Origin of the sequence: Hydrogenophaga sp. BPS33 (genome assembly GCF_009859475.1) — a bacterium.
In the GTDB taxonomy this organism is placed as follows: Bacteria; Pseudomonadota; Gammaproteobacteria; order Burkholderiales; family Burkholderiaceae_C; genus Hydrogenophaga.
The window spans coordinates 3,963,520-3,989,127 of sequence record NZ_CP044549.1 but is presented as its reverse complement, the minus strand read 5'-3'; the positions used below and the strand labels follow the sequence as shown (position 1 = coordinate 3,989,127).

The following is a 25,608-nucleotide window of genomic DNA, read 5'->3' as shown; positions in this document are numbered from 1 at the left end:
GGCGGACCGTTCAAACCTTCTCAGACCGCGGCCAGTGCCTGTTCCAGGTCGGCCAGCAGGTCGTCGATGTGTTCGATGCCGATGGACAGGCGCACCGCGTCTTCCGAAACACCCGCCTTGGCGAGCTCCTCGGGCGAGAGCTGGCGGTGGGTGGTGGAGGCCGGGTGCGTGGCGAGCGACTTCGCATCGCCGATGTTCACCAGGCGGGTGAAGAGCTGCAGCGCGTCGAGGAAGCGCGCACCGGCGGCGCGGCCTTCGCCCGCGGCGGCTTTCACGCCGAAGGTGAGCAGGCCCGAGGCGTGGCCACCCAGGTACTTCCGGGCCAGCGCGTGGTCGGCGTTGCCCGGCAGGCCGGCGTAGTTGATCCAGCCCACCTTGGCATGCTGTTCGAGGTGCTGGGCGATGCGCAGGGTGTTCGCATTGATGCGGTCCATGCGCAGGGCCAGCGTTTCGATGCCTTGCAGGATCAGGAAGGCGTTGAAGGGCGAGATCGCCGCGCCGGTGTTGCGCAACGGCACGACGCGCGCGCGCCCGATGTAGGCCGCCGGGCCGAGGGCTTCGGTATAGACCACGCCGTGGTAGCTCGGGTCGGGCTCGTTCAGGCGTTTGAAGCGTGCCTTGTGCTCGCTCCAGGGGAATTTTCCGCTGTCGACGATGGCACCACCGATGCTGGTGCCGTGGCCGCCGAGGTACTTGGTGAGCGAGTGCACCACGATGTCGGCACCGTGTTCGATCGGGCGCAGCAGCCAGGGCGAGGCCACGGTGTTGTCCACGATCAGCGGCACGCCGTGGCGGTGCGCGATCTCGGCGACGGCGGCAATGTCGGTGATGTTGCCTGCCGGGTTGCCGATGGATTCGACGAAGATGGCTTTGGTGCGCGCGTCGATCAGCGGCTCGAAACTCGAGGGATCGCGGTGGTCCGCGAAGCGCGTGGTGATGCCGAATTGAGGCAGCGTGTGCGCCAGCAGGTTGTAGGTGCCGCCGTAGAGCGCGGTGCTGGAGACGATGTTGTCCCCCGCCTCGGTGATGGTCTGGATCGCGTAGGTGACGGCAGCCTGGCCCGAGGCCAGCGCGAGGGCGGCGATGCCACCTTCGAGCGAGGCGACGCGCTGCTCCAGCACATCCTGCGTCGGGTTCATGATGCGCGTGTAGATGTTGCCCGGCACCTTCAGGTCGAACAGGTCTGCACCGTGCTGCGCGTTGTCGAAGGCGTAGGCGGCGGTCTGGTAGATCGGGACGGCGACTGCCTTGGTGGTGGGATCGGGGCTGTAGCCAGCGTGTACCGAGCGGGTTTCGAATTTCCAGTTCGCGGACATGGGGGACGGTTCTCCTGTATGTGGGATTCAGAGGGCTGAGGGCACTCGCCGACCGAGGGGGTCTTGCTCGGAGTGCCCCGAGCATTTTGCCCGCCGCACCGGCGCTCGCGCGCAGAGACCTCATAGCTTCGCGATGGACACTTCCGTCGACTTGACCAACGCGACCACTTCGCCAGCAGCGCGGCCGAGCGCGAGTGCTCGGACGGGCTGCCAGCGATCAGAAGAATGGACACGGTGTGTTTCCCTGAGACGTTCGTTCTTGTGGCGGTTGGCAGCGCGGTTTACTTCTTCGAGTAGATCTGGTCGAAGCTGCCACCATCCACGAAGTGGACCTTGGCGGCCTTGTCCCAGCCACCGAACGCGTCCTCGATCTTGAACAGATGGAGCTTGGGCAACTGCTTGGCGTACTGGGCCTGGGCCTTGGCAGAAGTCGGGCGGTAGAAGTGCTTGCCGATGATGTCCTGCGCTTCTTCGGTGTAGAGGAATTCCAGGTAGGCAGTGGCCACAGCGCGCGTGCCCTTCTTGTCGACGTTCTTGTCGACCACGGTCACCGCCGGCTCGGCCAGGATGGAGAGCGAGGGATAGACGAAGTCGACCTTGTTGCCGAACTCCTTCTCCAGCAGATAAGCCTCGTTTTCCCAGGAGATGAACACGTCGCCCTGGTTGCGCTGCGCGAAGGTGATGGACGAGCCGCGCGCGCCGGTGTCGAGCACGGGCACGTTGGCGTAGAGCTTGCCCACGAAATCCTTGGCCTTGGCCTCGCTGCCGTACTTGCGCTTGGCGAACTCCCAGGCCGCCAGGTAGTTCCAGCGCGCGCCGCCCGAGGTCTTGGGGTTGGGGGTGATGACCTTCACGTCGGGGCGGATCAGGTCGTCCCAGTCCTTGATGTTCTTGGGGTTGCCCGCGCGCGTCACCAGCACGATGGTGGAGGTGTAGGGCGAGCTGTTGAGCGGCAGGCGCTTCTGCCAGTCCTTGGGGATCCAGTTGCCGTTGTTGTGCAGGGCATCGGTGTCGCCCGCCAGGGCCAGGGTGGCCACGTCGGCGTCCAGCCCGTCGATGATGGAGCGCGCCTGCTTGCCCGAGCCGCCGTGGCTTTGCTTGATGGTCACGTCCTGGCCGGTCTTGGCCTTCCAGTGTTTGGCGAAGGCCGCGTTGTATTCCACGTAGAGCTCGCGCGTCGGGTCGTACGACACGTTGAGCAGGGTGACCGGTGCGGGCTGCGCCCAGGTTGCGCCTGCACTGGCGGTGAGGGCGGTGGCGGCCAGGGCCTGGAGGAGTTGGCGGCGGGTGGTCATGTCGTTCCTTATCGGGATGCGTTGAGGGGATGCCGGATGATCCTTTCAAGCGCTCGGACCAGGAACGAATGGTTTTTTGGTTGTTTATTACCTAAACATCTGAGGTGTCTGCCACCTTGTGCAGAACGGATCCGCGCTGTGCGTGCTGGTACCCCGTGCGCAGCAGCGGCGTGAGCGCGCCAAAGCGCGGCCACTCCAGCAGCACGCCCTGCGCGCGCAGGAGGCGCTGAAAGTCCTGCAGCAATGCGGGCTGTGCCCGCACCGCGCGCGGCGGCAGCGCCTTTCGCAGCGCGAAGGCCGCCAGCGACCCCGCGGCTTCGCCAATGCTCCACTCGGTGGTGTGCTCGCGGTAGGCGCCGTTGGTGATGCGCGTGGTGCCGATGTTCTTGCAGGCCGGCAGCAGGTTCTGCACGCGCTGCGGCAGCAGCGCGCCCAGCGGAATCTGGAACGGGTGCGAGTCGATGTCCACCGTGTTGCGCCCGCGTGTGCTGGGGTGCAGGTCGATGCGGTAGGCGCCGATGCCCACACTGTCGTGGAAGCGCTCGGCGCCCTCCAGGCCCACGCGCGCGCTCACGCCGATGTGTTGTTCCAGCACGGTGAACTCGGCGCGGATGCGCCGGCCTTCACGCCAGTACACCTGTTGCGCCATGCCGTCCTCGCTGCCGAGCACGTCGCCGCGCAGGCGCAGGCCCGGGTAGCCGAGGCCGCCATCGTGCCGCGGGGCTTCGGTCTGCATCCAGTAGAAAAAGCCCAGGCTGAACTGTTTGGCGTCCTTCAACGCCATCTGTTCGTCCGCCTCGGACACGCCGATGAGCGGGCGCTCCCAGTAGTCCATCTGCGGCCAGTTGGCCAGCGTGATGTCGCTCTCGTACGTGCCCGGCACGAAGTGGCCGCGCCAGGCGATGCGCCGCGCATGCCAGAGGTCGTACACGCCGCGCGCGTCGGTGTCGCCCGCGAACAGCGCGCGGGTGCGCGGCTGGTGGGTGACGAAGTCCGACAGCGTCCAGCTGTACTGCGCGTTGGGCCAGCAGTCGAGCTGCAGCGTGCGAAAACGGTCGTAGCCTTCGGGCTTGTCGATCACATGGTGCTCGCCGGGGCGGTGCTCCATGGCAAAGCACCAGGTCACGGCCTGCTGGTCGAACGGGTCGGCCTGCGCCAGTGCGTGCGGCTCCTGCGTGTCGGCCTGCGCCTCGGCGCCGAAGACGTGCTCCACGCCGGCGAGATCGAGCAACTCGCCGGTCTCGGTGGCATCGATGAAGATCGGCGCCTGCAACACGCCTTCGTGTCCGCTGGCTGTCTCGCACAACTGCAGCGCCAGCACCCGGTCGCCCGCGGTGTCGGCGCGCCGCACGCGGTGGCCGCGCAGGATGCGCAACTGGCCGTGCTGTTCCCACGGCGCCAGCAGTGCATCGATCACGCGCGCAGCCACCCAGGGCTCGTGGCACAGCGTGCTCACATTGCCCTGGCCGGGGTTGAGGCAGAGCGTGTGGAAGGCCTCGTGCGTGAGCGGCAGGTGCTCGCGGTAGTAGGCACGGACGGCCGCGCGCAGCTGCGCGTAGCTCTGCGAAGCGTGCACCGATTCGATCCAGGGGTACTCGTCGGGCGGCACGGCCTGGGCCGTGAGCTGGCCGCCCAGCCACTGCAAGGCTTCCACGAGCACCACGCGCTGGCCCAGGCGCAAAGCCGCGAGCGCGGCCGACACGCCACCCAGGCCACCGCCGACGATCGCCACGTCGGCTTCCCAACCTCCTGTTCGCTGCATCTCAGTTCTCCACCGCGCCGAAGCGCGACCCGCAGCGCATGAAACGGTCCAGTCCAGGGACACCGAGGTTCCGGCTTCGCCGGCCCCAGGTGTCGCCCCCCTTCCAGGGGGGAGCGCCGAAGGCGCGCAGGGGGTGTGTCATTCAGTTCGCCTGGATGCCGAGGCGGCGGATGGCCTCGCCGTAGCGCTTGGCGTCGGACTCGATCAGCTTCTGGAATTCCTGCGGCGTACCGCCGCCCGCGTCCATGCCCAGGTCGGCCAGGCGCTTGCGCATGTCGGCCTGCTGCAGGATGGTGTTGACCTCGCGGTTGAGGCGCTCGAGCACCGGTTGCGGAGTGCCGGCCGGCGCCAGCAGGCCGAACCAGCCCATGACCTCGAAGTTGGGCACGCCTTGCTCGATCACGGTGGGCACCTCGGGCAACGCGCCGCTCTTGGCCCGTGTGGTCACCGCCAACGGGCGCAGCTTGCCCGACTGGATGTGGGGCAGGGCGCTGGACGGGATTTCGAAGCCGACCTCGACCTCACCCGCCAGCAGCGCGGTGAGTGCGGGGCCGGAGCCGCGGTAGGGCACCTGCACCATGTTGGTTTTGGTGTCGCTCTTGAGGAACTCGGCCGCCAGCGCGGTGGTCGTGGCACCACCGCCGCCGGCCGCGTAGTTCAGCTTGCCGGGGGCCTTGCGCGCCGCGTCCAGCAACTCGGGCAGGGTCTTCCAGGGCTGCTGGCTCGGCACCACGATCACCACCGGCGTGGCCGCCAACTTGGCGATCGGCGCGAAGGCCTTGATCGGGTCGTAGCGCAGCGTGGAGTAGAGCGCGCCGCTGCCGGCGTGCCCGCTGGTGACCAGCAGCAAGGTATGGCCATCGGCCTGTGCCGAGGCCACGCCGGCCGCGGCGATGGTGCCGCCCGCGCCGGGTTTGTTGTCGACCACGACCGGCTGGCCCAGCACCTCGGTGAGCTTGCGGCCGAGCTCGCGGGCCACGATGTCGGCCGAGCCACCGGGCGCGAAGCCCACGGACAGGGTAATGGGTTTGCTCGGCCATACGGGGCCCTGGGCGTGGGCCGCGAATGCGCAGGCGCTCAAGGCGAGGGTGGCGAGGAAGGTGCGCCCGAATTGGCGCCGCGAAGGCTTGAACATGTCTGTCTCCTGAGTTGCCGGCGTGTCGCCGGGGACCGATATCCATGCCCATGCTAGGCAGGAGAGCGGATGCCATCCAATACCTTTACGCCACGTGCGAATAACACAGTGTTATTACGGGCGAAAATGCGCCCATGAACCTCAGACAGATCGAAGTGTTCCGCGCGGTGATGACCACCGGCTCGACCACCGAGGCCGCGCGGCTGCTGCACGTGTCGCAGCCGGGTGTGAGCCGCCTCGTGCGGCACCTGGAGTTGCAACTGGGCGTGGCCTTGTTCGAGCGGCGCAGCGGCCGGCTCGTGCCCACGGCCGAAGCGCGCGAACTGCACGAGGAAATCGAGAAGGTCTACCGGGGCGTGCTGCACGTGCGCGACGTGGCGGCGCACCTGCGCTTCGGCACCAGGACCACGTTGCGCGTGCTCTCCAGCGCCAACACCGCGCTGCAACTGGTGCCGCGCAGCATGGCGGCGCTGGTGGGCGAACACACCAGCGCGCGCGTGCTGTTCGAGTCGCTGCCCACGCGCGAGATTGTCAAGCTCCTGGTGACCGAGGAGGCCGACGTCGCGATCTCCAGCGCACCGCTGGACCACCCGGCGCTGGACATCGAGGAAATCGGCCGTTGGGAGTTGCTGTGCGCCTTGCCCGCCGGCCATGCGATCCTGCAGCGCGCGCGTCCGACCATGGCCGAGGTGCTCGCGGGCCGGCTGGTGGTGTACAGCCCGGAGGCACCGCAGAGCGCGGTGATCGACCACTGGATCGAGGCGCGCGGCGTGGCGCGCAATGTCGCGGCCGAGGTGCGCTCGGGCCTGGCGGCCTGCTCGGTGGCGGCCACCGGGGCGGCCGTGGCGTTCGTGGACGATCTCTCCGCGCGGGCCCACCGCCCCGAGGGCCTGGTGTTCACCGCCTTGCCCGGGCGGCCCACCTTCGCCATCTTCGCGGTGCGCAACCGGCACCGCCCGCTCTCTCGCCTGGGTACATCGTTCCTGGCGATTGCGCGCGCGCAGTTGCAGGCGTTGCAGGTGGTGCGCCTGCCGCTGCACGGCAAGGCGCTGCGTTGAAGCTCTACACCTGCACGCCGGCCTGCGCCGCGATGGCGCGCAGTTCTTGCGGCGTCGCGCTGCCCAGTTCGAAGAATTCGAGGTAGGCCGGGATCTGCTCGTACAACATGTCCGAGCCCACCTGCACACCGCAGCCGTGCGCTTGCGCCGCTGTCAGCAACGCGGTGAGCTGCGGCTTCATCACCGCCTCGCCGACGAAGCTGCCTGGTGTGAGGCGCTCGACATCGAAAGGGAAGGGGTCGTCGGCGTGCACGCCCATGGGTGTGGCATTGACCACGATGTCGTAGCCCTTTGGGTCGTTGGCGCCGGTGCCGATGATCAGCTGCGGGTAGTGCTGGTGCAGCCGCGCGCCCAGTGCGAGCGACGAGGCCTCGCGGGCGTCGTACAGGCCGAGCTCGGCAGCGCCCGCTTGGGCGAGCGAGGCGGCGATGGCGCAGCCTACGCCGCCGTTGCCCACCACCAGCGCGCGCGCACCTTGCACCCGAACGCCCTTGCGCTGCAGGCCGCGCACGAAACCCGCGCCGTCGAACTGGTCGCCCAGCAGGTGGCCATCGGGCAGGCGGCGCACGGCGTTGCATGCGCCCGCGATGTGGGCCGTGGGTGTGAGTTCATCGACCAGCGCCACCGTGGCCACTTTGTGCGGCATCGTCACCAGCGCGCCACGCAGGTTGGTCAAGGTGAAGATCTGCCGCAGGGTGGCTGGGTAGTCCTCCACGCTCACGCCCATGGGGATCAGCACCGCATCGATGCCTTTGTGCGCGAACCACGGGTTGTAGATCAGGGGCGATTTGAAGTTGTCGGTGGGGTAGCCGAGCAGGGGAAGCAGAAGGGTTTTGCCGTTGATCATCTTGAGGAGGGTGAAGAGGGGGACGCGCCCGCCGCGTGCCGTGCGGCGATGAAGCCGAAGGTCATGGCCGGGCCGAGGTTGATGCCGCCCGAGGGGTAGTGGCCGCCGAGCACGCTGGCCATGTCGGTGCCCACCGCGTAGAGGCCTTCGATGGGACGGCCCTGGCCGTTGAGCACCTGCGCATGGCCATTGGTGTGCAGACCGGCGAAGGTGCCGAAGCAGCCGGGCAGCAGCTTCACGGCGTAGAACGGGCCGCGTTCGATCGGCGCGGTGCAAGGGTTGGGGCCGTCGTGCAGCGCATCGCCCATCTTGCGGTTGTAGGGCGTGCTGCCGCGCCCGAAGTCGGGGTCCTGCCCCTGGCGCGCGTGCGCGTTGAAGCGGTCCACGGTGGCACGCAAGGCCTCGGGTGGCACACCGCAGGCCTGGGCCAGCGATTCGATCGTCTTGCCGCGCTGGAGATAACCGTTGCGCAGAAAGCGGCGGTAGGGCACGGGGAAGGGCCGCACGAAGCCCAGGCCGTAGCGGCGCAGGAAACGGTGGTCGCAGACCAGCCAGGCGCACACCTCGGTGCCGGGCGATTGGGCGACCATGGCCGCGACGAAGTCGTGGTAGCCGGTGGCCTCGTTGACGAAGCGCTGGCCGTTGGCCAGCACGGCGATGGCGCCGGGCTTGGCGCGGTCGATGATGTGGGGGAAATGACCCACGCTGCCGTCGGGGTGCGGCACCCGTGAGACCGGCGCCCAGGCCACGGGCGAGGCCAGGTGCGTGGCCTGGGCACCGCCGGCCGACTCGCCCAGGGCGATGCCATCGCCCGCGCATTCGGTGGGTGGCAAGGCCCAGTGTTCCTGACCGCTGGGCGTGCGTGGGAAGAGGGCCTTGCGCCGCGCCACGTCGTTCGGGAAACCGCCGGCGGCCAGCACCACACCGCGCCTTGCGTGGATCTCGATGTCGCCTTGGGACGTTCGCACGGCCGCACCGCGCACCGCGCCCTCTGCGAACAGCAGGCGCTGCGCGGGCGCGGACTCGATCAGCCGCACGCCCAGGTCGTCGGCCGATTTCGCGAGCCGTCCGATCAAGGCCACGCCATTGACCAGATGCATGGCGCGGCCATGCAATGCGAGGTCGCGCAGGTGGCGCAGAAAGCGGCGCGCAACGTGCCAGAAGGATTTCGCCGAGCGCGTCATCGAGAGAAAGGCCGCGAGGTCCGCGCCGGCCATGATGGGCATGCCCATGAACGAGGTCTCGCGCATCGTCGGGCGCAGGCGGCGGTGGAGCGCGCCGAGTTCGCGCGCGTCGTACGGCGCGGCGATCACCTGGCGGCCGGCATCGCTCGAACCGGCGAGGTGGGTGTGGATGTCGGGGATGCCGTTGCCTTCGGCGAATTGCAGCGCCGTGTGTTGCTCGAAGAACGCCGCCATCGGACCGGCGTTGTCGAGAAAGGCGTTCACGCGTTCGGGGTCGTGGCGCTCCTGCAGCAGGTTCTTCAGGAAGACGCGCGCCTGCGCCGGGTCTTGCCGGTAGCCGGCGCGCTGCGCCAGCGGGTTGCCGGGCAACCACATCCAGCCGCCGGACCAGGCGCTGGCGCCGCCGAACACCGGGGCCTTCTCCACCACGACCACCTTCAGGCCATGCCAGGCGGCGGTGACCGCGGCCGAGAGGCCCGACGCGCCGGAGCCCACGACGAGCAGGTCGCAGTCGATGCGATCGCTCATGCGGCGCTCGGCGTGGCGTCGACTTGCGCCAGCAAGCGCCGGGTGGCCACCAGTGCGCGGCGCGCGCGCTCGACCGCGTTCATGCTGCGGGCCAGCGTGTGGGTCGGCACTTCCAGGCTGATCGGAATGCCCGCGGGCATGGCCTGCAGCAGGCCCACCAGGTCCAGCCCGCCTTCACCTGGGAACAGCCGTTCGGCGCGCGCTTCGTGCAGGATGCCTTCCGGGGTCGGCGGGATCGGCGCGGGCACGTCGCAGAGCTGCAGGTAGCGCAACTGCGAGGGTGGCACCCGTGCCAGGTCTGCGAGCTCGCTGCGCGAGCGGCTGAAGTGGAAGGCGTCGACGAGCACGCCCGCATTGGGCTGGGCGCTGCGCCGCACCTGCTCCGCCGCCTGCCGCAGGTGGCGGGTGTCGGTCCAGGGCATGAATTCCAGCGCGGCATGCAACTGGTAGCGTTGCGCGAGCTCGCAGAAGGCGGCGAAGGTGTCGATCAGCCGCGCCTCGTCGGCGTCGTTGCCGGCCACCAGCAATTCGCTCGCGCCCAGGCGCGCGGCGGTGGCCACGGCCGCTTCGAGATCGGCCACGCGGGTTTGCGGCTGCATGCGGAAGATTTCCGCGTCCAGCACTTTCACGCCGGTGTCGCGCAGCCGGTGCTCGACTTCGCGCAGGCGCGGCGTGTCGCCGATCAGGTCGTATCGAGGCTCGGTGTCGGTGGCCGGGATCAGGCGAATGCCGATGTGGCTGAAGCCGGCTTCTGCGGCGCAGCTCACCCTGTCTTCGGGGGCCAGCTCCAGCACGGTCAGCGCGGCGAGCGAAAGGGGACGGGTCATACGAGGTCGGGGCGAAAGGGCAGGAGCGGTGAAATTTATAGAGTTTGAAATGGAAATTGAAGAGGCAATTCGTGGCTTTATGATTTACGGATCGTGAATCTTGACTTCCAACTCGGTGACCTGCGCCTGTTCTGTGTGGCGGCGCGCAAATCGAGCTTCGCGGCCACCGCCAGCGAGCTCGGCGTGTCGCCGGCTTACGTGAGCAAGCGCATCGCCCTGCTGGAGCGCGCGCTGGGCGTGCAGCTGTTCCACCGCGCCACCCGGCGCGTCACGGTCACGCTCGAAGGCGAGCAGGTCTACGAGTCGGCGCAGCGCATCTTCGACGGGGTAGACCAGATGGGCGAGACGGTGGCCGGTGGGCGGCAGGAGCCGCGCGGCGTGCTGCGCATCACCACCAGCGTGCGGCTGGGCCGGCTGCACATCGCGCCCGCGCTCTCGCTGCTGGCGCAGCGCTATCCACGGCTGGACATTTCGCTCGACGCGGTGGACCGGCGCGTGGACCTGCTGCGCGAAAACGTGGACCTGGACATCCGCGTGGGCCCGGTGGACGAGTCGCACCTCGTGGCGCACCGCATCGCGCCCAGCACCAAGATCCTGTGCGCCGCGCCCTCGTACCTGGCGCGCCGGGGCATGCCGCAGACCTTGGCGGAGCTGGCCCGGCACGAATGCCTGGTGCTGCGCGAAGGCCGGTTGGCCTTTGGCGTGTGGCAGCTCGACGGACCCAACGGCCTCGAGAAAGTGAAGGTCAGCGGCCGACTCACGTCCAACAACGCCGAATTCGTGCGCGGCTGGGCCGAAGACGGCCACGGCATCCTGTTCCAGACCTCTTGGGATGTGCACGAGGCGCTGCGCTGCGGGCAACTGGTGCGCGTGCTGGGCACGCATGCGCAGCCGGCCGACATCTGGGCGGCGAGCACGGTGCGCCTGAGCCAGTCGGCCAAGGTGCGGGCGTGCGTGGCGTTTCTGCAGGCGCACCTGGGCGAGGGCGGGCCGAAGGCACTCCCCACTTGACTTAGTGTTCGGCGCACAAGGCCTCCAGGATCGCGCCGCGAAACACCTCGAAGGCTTTGAGGCGGCGCACCGAAGGCCGGTACATCATTCCTGAGGTGAAGCGGCCCAGCGTACCCTGCAGCTTCAGCGGCCGCAGCCCATGGCCCGCGCCGATCTCGCGCAGGGTCGAGGGCAGCACCATCACGTGCCGGCCGTGCTGCATGAGGCGAAAACCCAGTTGCACGGCCGAGGTCTCCACGGCGGCCGCGGGCATGGGCAGGCGGGCACGCTGGAAATACTTCTTCACCAGATCGCGCGCCGCCACGGCTTCGATGAACCAGATCCACGGGAAGGCCACGAGGTCGGCCGCGCGCACCTGCTCGCGCTGGTGCAGCGGGTGCGATTCGTGCGCGTACACCAGATGCTCCACCGTGAGCAGGGGCTCGTAGGCGATCTGCGGATCGCGCAGCTTGGGCGGCGGCAGGCCGCCCAGCACCACGTCGAGCCGGCCGCTGGAGAGCAGGGGCAGGGTGGAGTCGTTCAACTGGTTGATCAGCGTCACGCGCACTTTCGGGTGCACGGCCTGCAGGTGGGCAATGGCGTCGGGCAGCAGGGCATAGGCCCATGCTGGCCCGGCCGCGATGTGCAGCTCGCCGGCCTCGCCTTCGCGCAGATCGCCCAGCTCGGCCAGCGCGTACTTGCAGGTGAGCGCGATGATGCTGGCATGGTGCAGCAGGGCCTCGCCAAAGGGAGTGAGCGTCATGCCGCGCGCCGTGCGCTCGAACAGCTCGGCCTCCAGCGTGGTCTCCAGGTCCTGGATGCGCCGCGTGAGCGCGCTCTGGCTCAGGTGCAGCTTGTCGGCCGCTTGCCGGATGCCGCCGCTGTTGGCCACCACCAGGAAGTCGCCGAGCAAGTGCGCACGCCGCATCAGACGGCTGGGCACCTGGGCCGGAAAGGGCGGAACCGATTCGTTCATGGAGAGTGCCTTTGCGAGAAGAGGAAGGGTGTTGCGATTCTTGCATCGCCTGTTTCGATATTCGCACTTCCTTGCATGACCGTGCATCGGTAGATTCGGCACACCTCGGGTGCAAAGCCCGTTCGCATTTTTTCCCCGAACCGCTGGAGACAACGCATGAAAAACCTTCGCCCTCTCATCGGCGCGCTGAGCGCGACCGCCATCGCCCTGAGCGGCGCCACCGCCGCGCACGCGCAAGACAAACCCTACGCCACCAAGCCCATCACGCTCGTGGTGCCGTTCGCCGCTGGCGGTGCTGCCGACCAGCTCGCGCGCGTGCTGTCGCAAAGCATCGGCACGAAGCTGGGCCAACCCATCGTGGTCGACCCCAAATCGGGCGCGGGCGGCACCATCGGCGCGGCCGTGGTCGCGCGTGCCGAGGCCGATGGCCACACCCTGCTGCTGGTGACGGCAGGCCACGCCGGCACCGGAGAGCTCTACAAGAGCCTGCCGTACCACCCGGTGAACGGCTTCGCGCCCGTGATCGGTCTGGCGGTCTCGCCGGTGGTGATCGCCACGAACGCCAAGTCGAAGTACAAGACCCTGCAGGACCTGGTGGCCGATGCCAAGGCACGTCCGGGCGTGCTGAACTGTGCCGGCGGCGGCGGTGGCGCCACCGTGACCAACCTGGCCTTCGAGCAGTTCAAGTCGGAGCTCAAGCTCAACATCGCCAGCGTGCCCTACCGCGGCTCGGCCCCGGCCACGACCGCGCTGCTCTCGGGCGAGATCGATTGCAATTCCGATGCCGTCGCGTCCTTCCTGCCGCAGATCAAGGCCGGCAACTTCCGCGCGCTGGCGGTGACCACGGCCAAGCGCTCGACCTTCCTGCCCGACGTGCCCACCGTGGCCGAGACCGTGCTGCCCAAATTCGACGCGGCGGCCTGGTACGGCATCCTGGCGCCCAAGGGCACGCCGCAGCCGGTGGTGGACCAGCTCAACCGCGCCTTCGGCGAGGCACTGAACGACCCAGCGGTGAAAGAACGCCTGGCCGGCCTGGGTGCGGAGTCCACCGGTTTGTCGGCCGCTGACTTCGGCAAGTTCATGGCCGCCGAAACCGAGCGCTGGAGCGCACTGATCCGCAAGCTGGGCCTCAAGGCAGAGTGAACACGCGCCCATGAACCCGACCGATTTCCAAGGCCACATCGGCGACACCTACCGCGAATCCACGCCGTGGTGGCCGCAACCGCTGAAGGCCCCGAAGGGCGCGCCCAATGTGCTCTTCGTCGTGCTCGACGACGTGGGCTTCGCCGACCTGGGTTGCTATGGCTCGGAGATCCACACGCCGCACATCGATGCGCTCGCGGCCAAGGGCCTGCGCTACAACAACTTCCACGTCACCGCCATGTGCTCGCCGACGCGGGCGAGCCTGCTCACCGGGCGCAACGCGCACGCGGTGGGTGTGGGCGCGATCGCCGAATGGTCCAACGGCTTCCCGGGTTACCAGGGCCGCATTTCGCCGAACGCCGCCACGGTGGCCGAGATGCTGGGCGAGAACGGCTACGGCGCCTACGCGGTCGGCAAATGGCACCTCTCCAACCTGGCCAACTACGGCACGGCCGGCCCGCACGAGCACTGGCCGCTGGGGCGTGGCTTCAGCCGCTGGTACGGTTTTCTGGGCGGCTACGTCGACCACTGGAACCCGGACCTGCACGAAGACAACCACCCGATCCGCCACACGCCGCGCCCGGGCTACCACCTCACCGAAGACCTGATCGACCACGCCATCGAACAGATCCGCGACCACGTGACCTCCGCGGCCGAGCGGCCCTGGATGACCTACCTGGCCCTCGGCGCGGGCCACTGGCCGCTGCACGTGCCCAAGGCGAACATGGCCAGGTACCGGGGCCGCTACGACGCGGGCTGGGATGCGATCCGCGCGCAGCGCCACCAGCGGCAGCTCGAACTCGGCATCATCCCGAAAGGAACGGCCCTGGCACCGCGCAACCCCGGCGTGCCGCACTGGGAAGACATGGAAGACGACGCGCGCAGCGTCTGCGCGCGCCTGCAGGAGGCCTATGCCGGTTTCATGGACCACGCGGACGAACAGATCGGCCGCCTCGTGGCCTACCTGCGCTCCACCGGCCAACTCGACCACACGCTGATCGTGCTGCTCTCCGACAACGGCGCCAGCGGCGAGGGTGGCCCGACCGGCGCCATCAACATCCGCAAGCACCTGCAGACCGAGCGCGAGAGCGTGCAGTACATCCTGGAGCGGCTGGACATCGTGGGCAGCGAGTTCTCGTTCCCGCACTACCCGATGGGCTGGGCGCAGGTGTCGAACGCGCCGCTCAAGTGGTACAAGAAAAACACGCATGGCGGCGGCATCCGCGCGCCGCTGATCGTGCACTGGCCGCAAGGCATCCAGGCCGATGGCGCGGTGCGCCCGCAGTACCACCACGTGTCCGACATCGTGCCCACCGTGCTCGACCTCATCCAGGCCGAGGCGCCCAAGGTCTACAAAGGCGTGCCGCAGCTGCCGCTGCACGGCATCAGCATGGCGTACACGTTCCGCGACGCGAACGCCCCCACACGCAAGGCGGTGCAGCACTTCGAAATCGTGGGCGACCGCGCACTCTGGCAAGACGGCTGGAAGATCGTGGCGCGCCACCAGAAGGGCGATGACTTCAACCAGGACCGCTGGGAGCTCTACCACCTGGAGAGCGATTTCTCCGAGACGAACGACCTCGCCGCGCAACACCCCGAGCGTGTGCAGCAGATGGTGGCTGTGTGGTGGAACGAGGCACGCCGCTACAGCGTGCTGCCGCTGGACGACCGCGAGTCCGAACGCGCCTTCGCCTTCTTCCGCGACGACCTGCCGCTGCGCTACGAACTGCAAGCCGGCATGGCCCGCTTCGACCGCCTGCTGGTGCCTTCCATCAACGACCGCCATTTCCACATCGATGCGCGCTTGCGCTCCGAGGGCACGGGTGCCAGCGGCATCGTCGTGTCCTGCGGCAACCGCTTCGGTGGCTATCTGCTGTATTGCGACCAGGGCGAAGTGGTGTTCGAGTACGTGTACTCGGACTCGAAAACCTACACGCTGCGCGCACCCTTTCCGTCGGGCGCCTTCGACGTGAAAGTGCGGTGCGAACGGCTCGAAGGCAAGGCCGCGCGCTTCTCGCTGCAGCTCGACGGCCAGGCCGTGCACGACGTGACCGTGCCCAACACCTGGACCACCTACGGCATCACCGCCGGCTTCACCTGTGGCTATGGCAACGCGCCGGTGAGCGAGCAGTGCCTGCCCCCGGGGCGGTTCGAAGGTGGGGTGATCGAGCGCGTGGTGATCGAACTGATGGAGCGCCAGGGCGCGCCTGTTGCGCCCGCCGCGCCGGACTTCCGGGCCATCCTGCAGGAGGAGTGAGCGCGTCTATAGTCGGCACTCCGAACTTCGAGGAGTGCCGAATGCGCGTCTGGTGGTGGTCTTTCATGCTCGTGGCGCTGACCGGTTGTGCCGCAGCGCCCACGCGGGCCGACGCCGACGCCACGGCCATCCGCGCCACGCTCGAACAGTGGCGGCAGGATTTCAACGCGCGCCGCGGCGCGCGCATCTGCGAGCTCTTTGCGCCCGAGCTGCGCGCGGATTTCCAGGGCATGCCCGAGCTCGGCCACGCGGCGGTGTGCGCGCGCTTGCGCAAGGCCATGGCCGAACCCGCCGGGTCCCTGCAGCTGGCGCTGCGCATCCAGGACGTGATGGTGTCGGGAGCGCAGGCCGTGGTGCGGTTGACCTGGACTTCCACCGAGACCGCGCCGAACGGCAAGGCCCAGGCCGAAGACGAGCAAGGCCTCGATGTCTTCGCCCGCCAGCCCGACGGCAGCTGGAAGATCGTGCGCTACGTGGCTTACCCGGTGCGGCGCGAATAAAGCTGCGCACGAAGAGAGAGCCGGTGGGCTCGCCTCGTGAAGGTGTTCTCGGCCTACAACACGAACTTGAAATCGCTTGCCGCCAACGGCGAGCCCTTCCGTGCCAAGTTGATCCTGGATTTGCCGCGCGACTGGCGCCCCAGCAATCCTCTCGCCCTGCAGGCAGCTTTCACGCAGATTGAGGTGGACGAATTGGTTGTCGTGACCACCACCACGCCCACGGCACCAGGCACAGGCGACCGTGGTGGGTGGCCCGCGCCACGGTCCCGGTACACGCAGGAAGAAGAGGGGCCCTCCGGGTAGCGGTGGCGCGCCGGACGACGCCCATCGCGGCACCGTCCTACAGCGGGGCGTCAAGGCCGGTGCTACCTTGGCCGTGTTGCCCGCCCCAGGAGCCGCCCATGGCCACCCGCACCCGCACCACCCACAAAACCCCGTCCAAGCGCGCGAGCCCTTCTGCAGCGGAAGACGCGCAGGCACCCACCTCCACCCGCACCATGTGGAAGGGTGCCATCAGCTTCGGCCTGGTGCACATTCCCGTGGGCCTGTACTCGGCCACGGCCCCTTCGGGTGTGGACTTCGACTGGCTGGACCGCCGCTCCATGGAACCGGTGGGCTACAAGCGCGTGAACAAGGTGACCGGCAAGGAAGTGGCCATGTCGGACATCGTCAAGGGAGTGGAAGTCGAAGAAGGGCACTACGTGGTGCTCACGCCCGAAGAGATCGCCTCGGCCTATCCGAAGACCACGCAGACGATCGAGATCGAGTCCTTCGTCGACGCCGACGAGATTCCCTTCGTCTACCTGGAACGGCCTTACTACACCGCGCCGCTCAAGCGCGGCGAGAAGGTGTACGCGCTGTTGCGCGAGTCGCTGCAGCAAAGCCACAAGGTGGGTGTGGCCAAGGTGGTGATCCAGTCCAAGCAGCACCTGGCGGTGCTCATTCCCTGCGGCCGCGCGATGGTGCTCAACTTGCTGCGCTGGGGCGGCGAGATCCGCTCGTTCGAGCAGTTGGACTTGCCCCCGCTGGGCGCGAAAGCGGCGGGCATCAAGGAGGCCGAACTCAAGATGGCCCGCCAACTGATCGACGACATGACCGAGCCCTGGAACGCGGACAGCTTTCGCAATTCGTTCGCGCAGGAGATCCACAAGCTGGTCGAAACCAAGGCCACGGCCGGCAAGGTGACGCGGGTGGAGAAGGTCGAAGAAGAAGAGGGCGCGCGTGGCGGCACGTCCAACGTGCTGGATCTCACCGCCTTGCTCAAGCGCAGCCTGGGAGGCAAGCGCGGTGCGGCAAAAGGCGAGGCCGCCACGGTGACGCAACTGCCGAGCGCGAAAGCGCCGGCTTCGAAAAAGGCGGCGCCGGCCACTCGCAAGACACCCGCCAGCAAGACGCCCGCGAAGAAGGCTGCCGCGAAAGCGGCGACTCGAAAACCCGCGCGGCGCGCGGCGTGATGCAGCGCGGGGCGAACGGGCATGGCCGACACACTCGAGCGCTACCGCAAGAAGCGCAACTTCGCGCTCACGCCGGAACCGGCGTCGGGCGGTGAGGCATCGCCCGGGGCGTTGCGCTATGTGATCCAGAAACACTGGGCCAGCCATCTGCACTACGACCTGCGCCTTGAACTCGACGGGACCATGAAGAGCTGGGCGGTGCCCAAGGGGCCGAGCCTGGACCCGGCGGACAAGCGCATGGCCGTGCAGGTGGAGGACCATCCCATCGCCTACAACACCTTCGAGGGGCAGATCCCGGCGGGCCAGTACGGCGCGGGCAAAGTGATCGTGTGGGACAAGGGGCACTGGTCACCGCTGGGCGACGCGGCCAAAGGCTACCGCGAGGGCCGGCTCAAGTTCGAGTTGCACGGCCACAAGCTGCAGGGGCGCTGGACCTTGGTGCGCATGAACGGCAAGGCGGACGAGAAGTCGCCACCGTGGCTGCTGATCAAGGAGCACGATGCGCACGAACGGCCGGCCAGCCGCTTCAACGTGGTCGAGGCGATGCCCGACAGCGTGGGCCATCTGCCCGGGGTTTCCGAGGCCCCGGCACGGACCCGAAAACCCGCCGCCGAGAAGCCGACTGCGCGCAAGGCGGCATTGCCCGAAGCCTTGTCGCCGCAGTTGGCCACTTTGGTCGATGCGCCGCCGGCCGACGCGGCGCATTGGCTGTGGGAGCTCAAGTTCGATGGTTACCGCCTGCTCGCGCGCGTACAGCGTGGCCAGGTTCGTTTGTTCACCCGCAATGGCCACGACTGGACATCGCGCATGCCCGACCTGGCCGCCACCTTGCGCCGCTTCCCCTTGAAGTCGGCTTGGATCGACGGCGAAGTGCTGGCGCTGGACGGCGAGGGCGTCCCGAGTTTTCAGGCGCTGCAAAACGCCTTTGAGAGCGCGTCCACGGCGCAAGGCCTGGTGTTCTACGCGTTCGATCTGCCCTTTGCCGATGGCGAAGATCTGCGCGGCCTGCCGCTGGTGGAACGGCGTGCGCGCTTGCAGCGCGTGCTCGGTCCATCCAACGATGCGCAGGTGCGCTTCAGCGCCGACTTCGATGCGCCGCCCGCCGATCTGATGGTGTCGGCCTGCCAGATCGGCTTCGAAGGACTGATCGGCAAACGCAAGGACGCACCCTACGTGTCGCGCCGCAACGCGGACTGGATCAAGCTCAAGTGCCAGCTGCGCCAGGAGTTCGTGATCGGCGGCTTCACCGACCCGCAAGGCTCGCGCAGCGGCATTGGATCCTTGTTGCTCGGCGTGCACGACGACGACGGAGGTGGTGCATTGCGCTACGTGGGCAACGTGGGCTCGGGCTTCAGCGAACGCACGCTCAACACCCTGCATGCGAAGCTGCTCAAGCTCCAGGCCGAGCGCGCACCGTTTGCCGAGTCCGACCGCATCGAACGCCGGGCGCATTGGGTAAGGCCGCGTCTGCTGGCGGAAGTGTCGTTTGCCGGTTGGACGCGCGAAGGCCGTTTGCGCCACGCGGTCTTTCACGGCCTGCGCACCGACAAGCCCGCCACCGACATCGTTCAGGAAAGGCCCCTACCGGTGAACACCATGAAACTCTCCAACCCCGAGCGCGTGATCGATGCCGACAGCGGGCTCACCAAGCTGGACCTCGCGCGCTACTACGACAAGGTCGCGCCGCTGATGATGGCGCATCTCAAGGCGCGCCCGGTGGCACTGGTGCGCGCGCCCGATGGCGTGCAAGGGGAGAAATTCTTCCAGAAGCACCTGGACAAGACGGAGCTCGAAGGGGTGCGGCTGCTGGACCCGTCGCTCGACGAAGGCCACGCGCCGCTGATCGAAGTGGCCAGCGCGCAGGGCCTGCGTTCGGCCTCGCAGATGAACGTGGTGGAGTACCACACCTGGAACGCGCGCAAGGACCGAATCGAACGCCCGGACCGCATCACCTTCGACCTCGACCCGGGCGAGGGCGTGGCCTGGGAGCAGGTGCAGGAAGCGGCGCAACTGGTGCGTGCGCTGCTCGACGAACTGGCATTGCCCAGCTTCCTCAAGACCAGCGGCGGCAAGGGCCTGCATGTGGTGGTGCCCATCAAGCGCCTGCACGGCTGGGACGAGGTGAAGGGTTTTTCGCAGCGGGTGGTGCAGCACCTGGCGGCGCACATACCCGCGCGTTTCGTGGCCAAGAGCGGGCCGCGCAACCGCGTGGGCAAGATCTTCGTGGACTACCTGCGCAATGGGAGGGGCGCGACCACGGTGGCCGCGTGGTCGGCGCGCGCGCGTCCGGGCATGGGCATTTCGGTGCCGGTGGCGTGGTCGGAGCTGGGCAAACTCACTGGCGGCGCGCATTGGACGGTGCGCAGCGTGGACGAGCGCTTGCGCAAGGGCAATGCGCCATGGGAGGGATACGACAAGGCGGCGGTGTCGCTGGGCAAGGCCATGCGCTTGTTGGCTTGAACCGCACACCAATGGGCCTCAAACCCAGCCGAGCGCCCCCAGCAGCCCGCCCGCCCCGATCAGCCACAGCAGGTGAATACGGGTGCGCCACACCAGCAAGGTGGCGCCCGCCGTCAAGGCCCACAAAGGCCAGTCGCGCGCCGGGTGGTCGTGCGAACCGGTGAGCACCCAGCCGGTGGCGATCAGCAGCGCGATCACGATCGGCGCCATGCCGGTCTTGAAGGCGCGCACGGCGCGCAGTTCTCGGTTCTTGTGCGCCCAGCGCGTGGCGCTGTAGGTGAGCACGGAGGAGGGCAGCATGATGCCGAGCATCGTGACCAGCACGCCGAAAAGTGCGAGCGCCCAGGAGACCCAGCCACCCGCGGGGCCACCACCGGCGTTGAGGCCGAGGTTCCAGCCCAGCAGGGCGACGAACAGCACGTTGGGGCCGGGCGCGGCTTGCGAGAGCGCGATGGAGGCGTTGAATTGCGCGTTGCTGAGCCAGCCGTTTTCGTGCACCAGGTAGCGGTGCATGTCGGGAGCGGTGGTGATGGCGCCGCCCACGCCCAGGAGCGAGAGCGAGGCGAAGTGGGTGAAGAGGTCGAGCCAGTGAGCGGCGGTGGGCTGCATCATGGCCGTGGCTCCTGGGCCTTCTGGCGATCGGCGTCGGAGTCGGACAGCACGCGGTAAGCCCACAGGCAGGCGCCGCCGCCCACGCCGAGCAGCACCCACAACAGCGGCCAGCGCAGCAACCCGATCGCCACGAAGGTGAGCGCGGCCAGTGCGATGCACGCGCCCTTGCCCATGGCGTTCCGGTCGAGCGCGCCGATGAGCTTGATGCCGGTGGCGGTGATGAGGCCCGCGGCCACCGCGCCCATGCCGCGCAGCGCGTTCTGCGCCGTGGGGTTGTCGGCCACGCTGCCATAGAGCACGGCGAGCAGCAGCACGACCACCAGCGGTGCGGTCAGCATGCCCGCCAGCGCCGCGAGCGCGCCTGGCAGGCCGAAGTAGCGGCCACCGATCATCATCGAGAGGTTGACCACGTTGGGGCCGGGCATGATCTGCGCGACGGCCCAGTCTTCGATGAACTGGTCGCGCGAGAGCCAGCGCTTCTTTTCCACCAATTCGCGCTGCACCACCGCCAGCACGCCGCCAAAGCCTTGGAGCGCCAGCCAGGTGAAGGAGATGAACAGGTCGGTCTTGGATTGGGGATGGTTCAGGGGCGGTGGCGTGGCCGCGTCGGCAACAAGGGGGTGGGGGGCAGGCATCCGGCGATTATCTGGCGGGAAGACCAGGCCGCGCATCAAGCGTTGTGATGGCCCACCAGCGGCAAACAGATGTCTGTGAGCAAGTCGCTCGGCGTGGTGTCGCGCGGGTTGTTGAGGTATTCCTCGAACACGGGCGCGTCGCGCAGCGCGTGGCCGCTGTGGACCAGCCAGTGGCCGTAGAGCCACTGGTAGGCCGCGCGCATGGTGGCGTAGGGGCCGCGGTGGCGCAGCACGGCGCACAGGCCACCGCCGACCTCGAAGGCCATCAGCGGTGGCGCCACTTCGGTGTGTGCCGCCACGCTGAGGCCGGCGCGGGAGCACAGCTGTTTCTCCGGCACGGCGAAGGGGTCGTCCAGGTACTCGGCGATCCAGCGCGCATCGGGCTGCACCTGAGCGCGCGCGGCGAGTTGCACGAAGCAGCGTTCGAAAGCTTTGCCGATGGCCATGTACGAACCTTTGTGGTCCAGCCCCGCCAGCCGCACGCGGGGCACTTCGCGCAGTTCGACCGGGTAGCCCTGGGGCGTGGTGTGCGCGGCGCAGGCGTCCAGGAAAGCCGCGTGCCCCCCTTGTTGCCGGTACTGCAGCGGGCCCATGCCGTAGGCGGCGCGAAAGGAGCGCGCGAAGGACTGCGCATTGGGATAGCCACAGCGCCGCGCCACCTGTTCCACCGGCAGCGCGGTGTTGGCCAGGTAGCCCGAGGCGCGGTGCAGCCGCAGCCGCCGAACGGTGGCCGCGATGGTCTCGCCATGCAGCGCGTGGTACACGCGGTGCCAGTGGTAGGGCGAGAGGTGCGCGACCTCGGCCAGTCGGTGCAGGTCCAGCGGCTCGTCCAGGTGGTCGTGCAAATAGCCGACGACGCGGCCCATGCGTTGCTGGTAGTCGGTCCAGCCGTGGGGCGGGTTCATGCGCTCGCGCCGTGGCGCAGGCCAATGCAGATGTCGATCTGGCCATCGGCGCGGTAGCGCTCGACTTCGGCGATGAAGGTCTTGGGCAGGTCGTGGCGCTCCCACACGGTCTGCCACACGGGACCCACCTGATCGAAGCGGCCCTGGGGCACGGGGAACACCGCACGCGCGCAGGCGGGCAGCACGGCGTGGGTCATTCCCGGCGGCACGGGCTCGGCGCTGGAGACGGGTGCGCCGATGATGAGCGAGTAGATGCCGTCGTTGTTCAGGCCCGCGTTCTCGAAGTGGGTGTAGACCGCGTAGACCTCGTCGGAGAGTTTGCCCGCGATACGCGCGAGCACGCCTTCTTCATGGAACCGCTGCCAGTGCGGCGGGATGGTCTGCATGGCTTCGGCGTTGGAGGTGCGCAGCTCGATGCCGATGATGCGCAGGGCGTTTTCTGCTGGGACGATGTGCATGGCGGTTCCCTTGGTGGATGAAGAACCTGCAATCTAACGGCCCCGGCCTGACGTTTCTTGCGGAGTTGCCCGGCGGCGCCTACAGCTGGAGTTCCCAGGTCTGGCCTTCGAGGTCTTTGCCGTAGCCGTGGTAGGGCTCGCTGTGCACCTTCACGAAACCCCGCTTGCTGTAGATGGCGCGCGAGGCCTCCAGCCCGCTGGTGGTCCAGAGCGCCACCTTGCGGTAGCCCTTGGCCCGCACGAAGTCCAGGCAGGCGTCCGTGAGCCGGGCGCCCAGGCCCAGGCCACGCGCGGCGGGGGTGAGGATGAGCAGGCGCAGCTGGGCTTCGGTCTCGCTCTTGCGCACCACGAACACCGAGCCCACGCGCTCGCCATCGAGTTCGGCGATCCAGCCCCGTTCCCAGGCGGGGTCGTGCTGGCGGATCATGCCCGCCACGATCTCGGCGACGAAGCCTTCGAACTCGCTGTTCCAGCCGTGTTCGCGGGCGTAGAGCTCGCCGTGCTGCTGCACGACCCAACCCATGTCACCGGGCCGGACATCGCGCAGCACGGCGGTGCGCGCGTGCGCCGGAGCGTCGGCGCCGAGCAGGGCCTGGGCTTGCGAGAGAGCGCCCATGAGGGCGCTGCGATGTTCGCTGCTCAAGGGGGCCAGCAGGCGCGCGGCTTCGTCGCGCGAGCGTTGCTGCAGCGGCTCGAAGGCCGCACGGCCTTCGGGGGTGAGGGTCAGCACATGCTGGCGCGCATCGGTGGGCGACGGGGCGCGCGTGATCCATTTCGAGGTGGTGAAACGGCGCACGATGCGGCTAAGGTAACCCGCGTCGAGCACCAGGCGGCGCCCGAGTTCGCTGGCGGCGCAGGGCCCGTGGTGCGCAAGCTCGTAGAGCACCCGCGCCTCGGTGAGCGAGAAGGGACTGCCCAGGTACGGGTCGAGCAGGCCGCTGCGCTGGGTGTAGAAGCGGTTGAAGGCGCGCAGGGCACGCACCTGGGCGGGGTCGACGGGGGGCAGTGGGGCATTCATGCGCCCGATTCTGCTGCATTTACTTGACTCAATCAGGTAAAAATTTGCCAAAGACAACCAATGTCGGTGGCTCCAACACGCCCAAGTCGGCCCGAGACACCGTCTTCTCTCCGGCGCGCGTGCCCGACCCCAGAGGCATCGAGGGACGGTTGTGCCGGCCCAAGCTGCCGTCCCCCTCGAAGCGCCGAAGGCGCGCTACGGAGGGGGGAAGCCGCGCAGCGGCGCAGGGGGGTGCCCCAGCAGCGCCTGTACCCGTTCGCGCGTCAGGGGTTTGGTGATGAAGCCCTGGATCAACGGAACGTCGCTGGCGCGCCGCAGATCTTGCGGGGCGTCGGACGAGGTCAGTATCTGGACCTGCACCGTGGCCTTGTGCTTCAGCAGCGCTGTGGCCAGTCGTGCGAACTCGAAGCCGTTCATATGCGGCATGTTGATGTCGAGCAGCAGGCAACTGGGCCGTGAGAGTGGGTCGTCGAGCAGGAATTTCAGTGCCGCCTCGCCACTCTCGAACACCCGCACTTCGCCGGTGAAGCCGGCGCGCCGGATCACGATCTCGTGGTAGACGTTGTCGGCCTCGTTGTCGTCGACGAGGAGGAAGCGCTCGGGCACAGGCATGGCGCGATCAGGAGGGCGTGCCGTGCGGCAGCGGCAGGTGCAGCGTGAACCTGCTGCCCACGCCCGGCGTCGATGTCATGGAGACATGCCCGCCGTGCAGTGCCGCGATGCGCCGGCAGGTGGACAGCCCCAGGCCGGTGCCGGGATGCGTCTTGCGCGGGTGCAGGCGCTTGAACATGTCGAACACGCAGGCCTGGTGTTCGTCCGCGATGCCCAGGCCGTTGTCTTCCACGTGGATCAGATCGAAACCATTTTCACGCGTGGCGCGCACCCGAACCACCGGCGCCACGCCGGGACGCGCGAACGCCAGTCCATTCGACACCAGGTGTTTCAAGACCAGGTGCAGCAGCGGCGCATCGGCCTGCACGGTGGGCAGCGCTTCCCATTCCAGGCTGCCCTGCGATTGTTCGAGCGTGGCGCCCAGGTCGTCGCGAAGTTGGCGCGCGAGCTCGGCCATGTCCACCGGCGCGCGGGCGAGGCGGTGGCGGTCCAGCCGCACATACCGCAGCAGGTCGTCGAGCGAGCGTGCCAGGCGTTGTCCGCCCGCGCGCACGAAGCCCAGGTAGCGTTGCGCCTCGGTGGGCAGGGCATGCGCATGATCGTCCTGCAGCAGGGACGCGAAGTTGTTGATGGCGTTGACGGGTTCGCGCAGATCGTGCGACAGGATGTGGATGAAGCGCTCCTGCTCCAGCGTTTTCTTCTCCAGCCGGGCAATGGTTTCGCCGAGCTGGATTTCCTTGTTCTTGAGCTCCTGGATGTCCCGGCCGCGCATGACGACGCCCGTGACCAGGCCGTTCGGATCGCGCACGGGCAGCAAGGTGATTTCCATGTGCCGCCTGCCCGCGGCCTTGAACTGGGAGATGCGCTGGTAGATGACGGTTTCACCGGCGAGCACACGCTCCATCCGCGCGCCGACCAGGCTGTAGGTGACCTCGCCCAGGCGTTCCTTCATCGTCGCGCCGATGACTTCGTCGCGCGTGGCGCCCACGTAATTCAGAAAGGTCTGGTTGACGTGGCGGTACACGCCATCGGCGTCGATGTAGGCATGCAGGTCCAGCCCGGAGGCGGCCATGGCAATGAGTTCTTCGTGCTCCTCGTGTGCAGCGCGCGCGTTGCGCACGGCTTCGAGCCGTTGCATCCGCTGGTGCTCGACCAGCGTGGCCACCAGGCTTGCGAGGCGGCCCAGGGCGCAGATCTGCACCGAGTGCAGCGTGCGCGGCATCTGGTCGCCGACACAGACCGTGCCCAGGGCAAAACCGTCGTGGGTGATGATGGGCGCGCCGGCGTAGAAGCGAACACTGGTCGGCCCCGTGACCAAGGGGTTGTCCAGGAAGCGGGGATCCAGCCGCAGGTCTTCCACCACCATGACCTTGTCGGGCTCCAGGATGGCGTGCGAGCAGAAGGCCAGTTCGCGCGGGATGTCGGTCACCTCCGTGCCCACGCGGGACTTGAACCATTGGCGATCGCGGTCGATGAACGAGATCAACGCCACCGGCATGCCGCAGATCACCTGGGCCAGCGCGGTGAGGTCGTCGAACGCCTTCTGGGGCAGGGTGTCGAGAATGCAGAGGCCGCGCAGCCGGTCTAAGCGTTGTTCCTCGTTGTGAGGGATGGGGGCGGTCTGCATGAGCTCGGG

Annotated in this window: 24 protein-coding genes; 8 read left to right on the top strand and 16 right to left on the bottom strand. The window is 68.2% G+C overall.

Annotation, left to right across the window (positions count from 1 at the left end; all coding sequences use genetic code 11):
- Positions 1 to 20: 20 nt before the first annotated feature.
- From F9K07_RS18535 to F9K07_RS18515, 5 genes are all read right to left on the bottom strand, one after another.
- Complete coding sequence (locus tag F9K07_RS18535; RefSeq protein WP_159594829.1) at positions 21 to 1,316, bottom strand: O-acetylhomoserine aminocarboxypropyltransferase/cysteine synthase family protein; 1,296 nt, start codon at positions 1,314 to 1,316, stop codon at positions 21 to 23.
- 281 nt (positions 1,317 to 1,597) lie between these two features.
- Positions 1,598 to 2,611 (bottom strand): sulfate ABC transporter substrate-binding protein, encoded by a 1,014-nt coding sequence (locus tag F9K07_RS18530; RefSeq protein WP_159594828.1) that lies wholly within the window; start codon positions 2,609 to 2,611, stop codon positions 1,598 to 1,600.
- Positions 2,612 to 2,702: 91 nt separating this feature from the next.
- Positions 2,703 to 4,373: an FAD-dependent oxidoreductase gene (locus F9K07_RS18525; protein ID WP_159594827.1), complete on the bottom strand. Its 1,671-nt coding sequence runs from the start codon at positions 4,371 to 4,373 to the stop codon at positions 2,703 to 2,705.
- A gap of 1 nt (position 4,374) precedes the next feature.
- On the bottom strand, positions 4,375 to 4,515 hold the full coding sequence (locus tag F9K07_RS18520; RefSeq protein ID WP_159594826.1) for a hypothetical protein: 141 nt from the start codon (positions 4,513 to 4,515) through the stop codon (positions 4,375 to 4,377).
- On the bottom strand, positions 4,516 to 5,508 hold the full coding sequence (locus tag F9K07_RS18515) for a Bug family tripartite tricarboxylate transporter substrate binding protein (protein ID WP_159594825.1): 993 nt from the start codon (positions 5,506 to 5,508) through the stop codon (positions 4,516 to 4,518).
- A gap of 134 nt (positions 5,509 to 5,642) precedes the next feature.
- Here F9K07_RS18515 and F9K07_RS18510 point away from each other — a divergent pair, with 134 nt between their 5' ends.
- Positions 5,643 to 6,566, top strand: coding sequence for a LysR family transcriptional regulator (locus F9K07_RS18510; protein WP_159594824.1), 924 nt, complete (start codon positions 5,643 to 5,645; stop codon positions 6,564 to 6,566).
- A 4-nt stretch (positions 6,567 to 6,570) separates the two neighbouring features.
- Here F9K07_RS18510 and F9K07_RS18505 read toward each other — a convergent pair whose 3' ends face one another.
- Genes F9K07_RS18505 through F9K07_RS18495 form a run of 3 tightly spaced genes read right to left on the bottom strand, consistent with a single transcriptional unit; the run spans position 6,571 to position 9,952 of the window.
- Complete coding sequence (locus tag F9K07_RS18505; protein ID WP_159594823.1) at positions 6,571 to 7,413, bottom strand: shikimate dehydrogenase family protein; 843 nt, start codon at positions 7,411 to 7,413, stop codon at positions 6,571 to 6,573.
- Positions 7,410 to 9,125: an FAD-dependent oxidoreductase gene (locus F9K07_RS18500; RefSeq protein WP_159594822.1), complete on the bottom strand. Its 1,716-nt coding sequence runs from the start codon at positions 9,123 to 9,125 to the stop codon at positions 7,410 to 7,412. The genes F9K07_RS18505 and F9K07_RS18500 overlap by 4 nt, the downstream gene beginning before the upstream one ends.
- On the bottom strand, positions 9,122 to 9,952 hold the full coding sequence (locus F9K07_RS18495; protein ID WP_159594821.1) for a sugar phosphate isomerase/epimerase family protein: 831 nt from the start codon (positions 9,950 to 9,952) through the stop codon (positions 9,122 to 9,124). The genes F9K07_RS18500 and F9K07_RS18495 overlap by 4 nt, the downstream gene beginning before the upstream one ends.
- A 93-nt stretch (positions 9,953 to 10,045) precedes the next feature.
- Here F9K07_RS18495 and F9K07_RS18490 point away from each other — a divergent pair, with 93 nt between their 5' ends.
- On the top strand, positions 10,046 to 10,963 hold the full coding sequence (locus F9K07_RS18490; RefSeq protein WP_201451449.1) for a LysR substrate-binding domain-containing protein: 918 nt from the start codon (positions 10,046 to 10,048) through the stop codon (positions 10,961 to 10,963).
- A gap of 1 nt (position 10,964) precedes the next feature.
- On the opposite strand, the gene F9K07_RS18485 is transcribed toward F9K07_RS18490, so the two are convergent.
- Positions 10,965 to 11,918, bottom strand: coding sequence for a LysR family transcriptional regulator (locus F9K07_RS18485; protein ID WP_159594820.1), 954 nt, complete (start codon positions 11,916 to 11,918; stop codon positions 10,965 to 10,967).
- Positions 11,919 to 12,074: 156 nt separating this feature from the next.
- Between F9K07_RS18485 and F9K07_RS18480 the strand changes: the two genes are divergently transcribed.
- The 6 genes from F9K07_RS18480 to ligD all read left to right on the top strand — a co-directional run bounded on the left by F9K07_RS18480 (position 12,075) and on the right by ligD (position 19,732).
- Positions 12,075 to 13,061, top strand: a complete 987-nt coding sequence (locus F9K07_RS18480; RefSeq protein WP_159594819.1) for a Bug family tripartite tricarboxylate transporter substrate binding protein — start codon at positions 12,075 to 12,077, stop codon at positions 13,059 to 13,061.
- Between the two features lie 10 nt (positions 13,062 to 13,071).
- Positions 13,072 to 15,318 (top strand): arylsulfatase, encoded by a 2,247-nt coding sequence (locus tag F9K07_RS18475; RefSeq protein WP_159594818.1) that lies wholly within the window; start codon positions 13,072 to 13,074, stop codon positions 15,316 to 15,318.
- A gap of 41 nt (positions 15,319 to 15,359) precedes the next feature.
- Positions 15,360 to 15,818, top strand: coding sequence for a YybH family protein (locus F9K07_RS18470; RefSeq protein WP_159594817.1), 459 nt, complete (start codon positions 15,360 to 15,362; stop codon positions 15,816 to 15,818).
- A gap of 66 nt (positions 15,819 to 15,884) precedes the next feature.
- Positions 15,885 to 16,121, top strand: a complete 237-nt coding sequence (locus F9K07_RS18465) for a hypothetical protein (protein ID WP_159594816.1) — start codon at positions 15,885 to 15,887, stop codon at positions 16,119 to 16,121.
- Positions 16,122 to 16,219: 98 nt separating this feature from the next.
- The gene (gene ku, locus F9K07_RS18460) at positions 16,220 to 17,272 is read left to right on the top strand and encodes a non-homologous end joining protein Ku (RefSeq protein ID WP_159594815.1); all 1,053 of its coding nucleotides are present in this window, start codon (positions 16,220 to 16,222) and stop codon (positions 17,270 to 17,272) included.
- 21 nt (positions 17,273 to 17,293) lie between these two features.
- Positions 17,294 to 19,732, top strand: a complete 2,439-nt coding sequence (gene ligD / locus F9K07_RS18455) for a DNA ligase D (protein ID WP_159594814.1) — start codon at positions 17,294 to 17,296, stop codon at positions 19,730 to 19,732.
- A gap of 18 nt (positions 19,733 to 19,750) precedes the next feature.
- Here the strand turns inward: ligD and F9K07_RS18450 are convergent, their stop codons facing one another.
- The 7 genes from F9K07_RS18450 to F9K07_RS18420 form a co-directional block, all read right to left on the bottom strand.
- Complete coding sequence (locus F9K07_RS18450) at positions 19,751 to 20,344, bottom strand: chromate transporter (RefSeq protein WP_159594813.1); 594 nt, start codon at positions 20,342 to 20,344, stop codon at positions 19,751 to 19,753.
- Positions 20,341 to 20,979: a chromate transporter gene (locus F9K07_RS18445; protein ID WP_159594812.1), complete on the bottom strand. Its 639-nt coding sequence runs from the start codon at positions 20,977 to 20,979 to the stop codon at positions 20,341 to 20,343. The genes F9K07_RS18450 and F9K07_RS18445 overlap by 4 nt, the downstream gene beginning before the upstream one ends.
- Positions 20,980 to 21,014: 35 nt before the next feature.
- On the bottom strand, positions 21,015 to 21,884 hold the full coding sequence (locus tag F9K07_RS18440; protein WP_159594811.1) for an AraC family transcriptional regulator: 870 nt from the start codon (positions 21,882 to 21,884) through the stop codon (positions 21,015 to 21,017).
- Complete coding sequence (locus F9K07_RS18435) at positions 21,881 to 22,342, bottom strand: GyrI-like domain-containing protein (protein WP_159594810.1); 462 nt, start codon at positions 22,340 to 22,342, stop codon at positions 21,881 to 21,883. The genes F9K07_RS18440 and F9K07_RS18435 overlap by 4 nt, the downstream gene beginning before the upstream one ends.
- Positions 22,343 to 22,421: 79 nt before the next feature.
- Positions 22,422 to 23,360, bottom strand: a complete 939-nt coding sequence (locus F9K07_RS18430) for a bifunctional helix-turn-helix transcriptional regulator/GNAT family N-acetyltransferase (RefSeq protein ID WP_159594809.1) — start codon at positions 23,358 to 23,360, stop codon at positions 22,422 to 22,424.
- A gap of 195 nt (positions 23,361 to 23,555) precedes the next feature.
- Positions 23,556 to 23,972 (bottom strand): response regulator, encoded by a 417-nt coding sequence (locus tag F9K07_RS18425; protein WP_159594808.1) that lies wholly within the window; start codon positions 23,970 to 23,972, stop codon positions 23,556 to 23,558.
- Positions 23,973 to 23,979: 7 nt separating this feature from the next.
- Positions 23,980 to 25,599, bottom strand: a complete 1,620-nt coding sequence (locus tag F9K07_RS18420; protein ID WP_159594807.1) for a sensor histidine kinase — start codon at positions 25,597 to 25,599, stop codon at positions 23,980 to 23,982.
- Between the last annotated feature and the right edge of the window lie 9 nt (positions 25,600 to 25,608).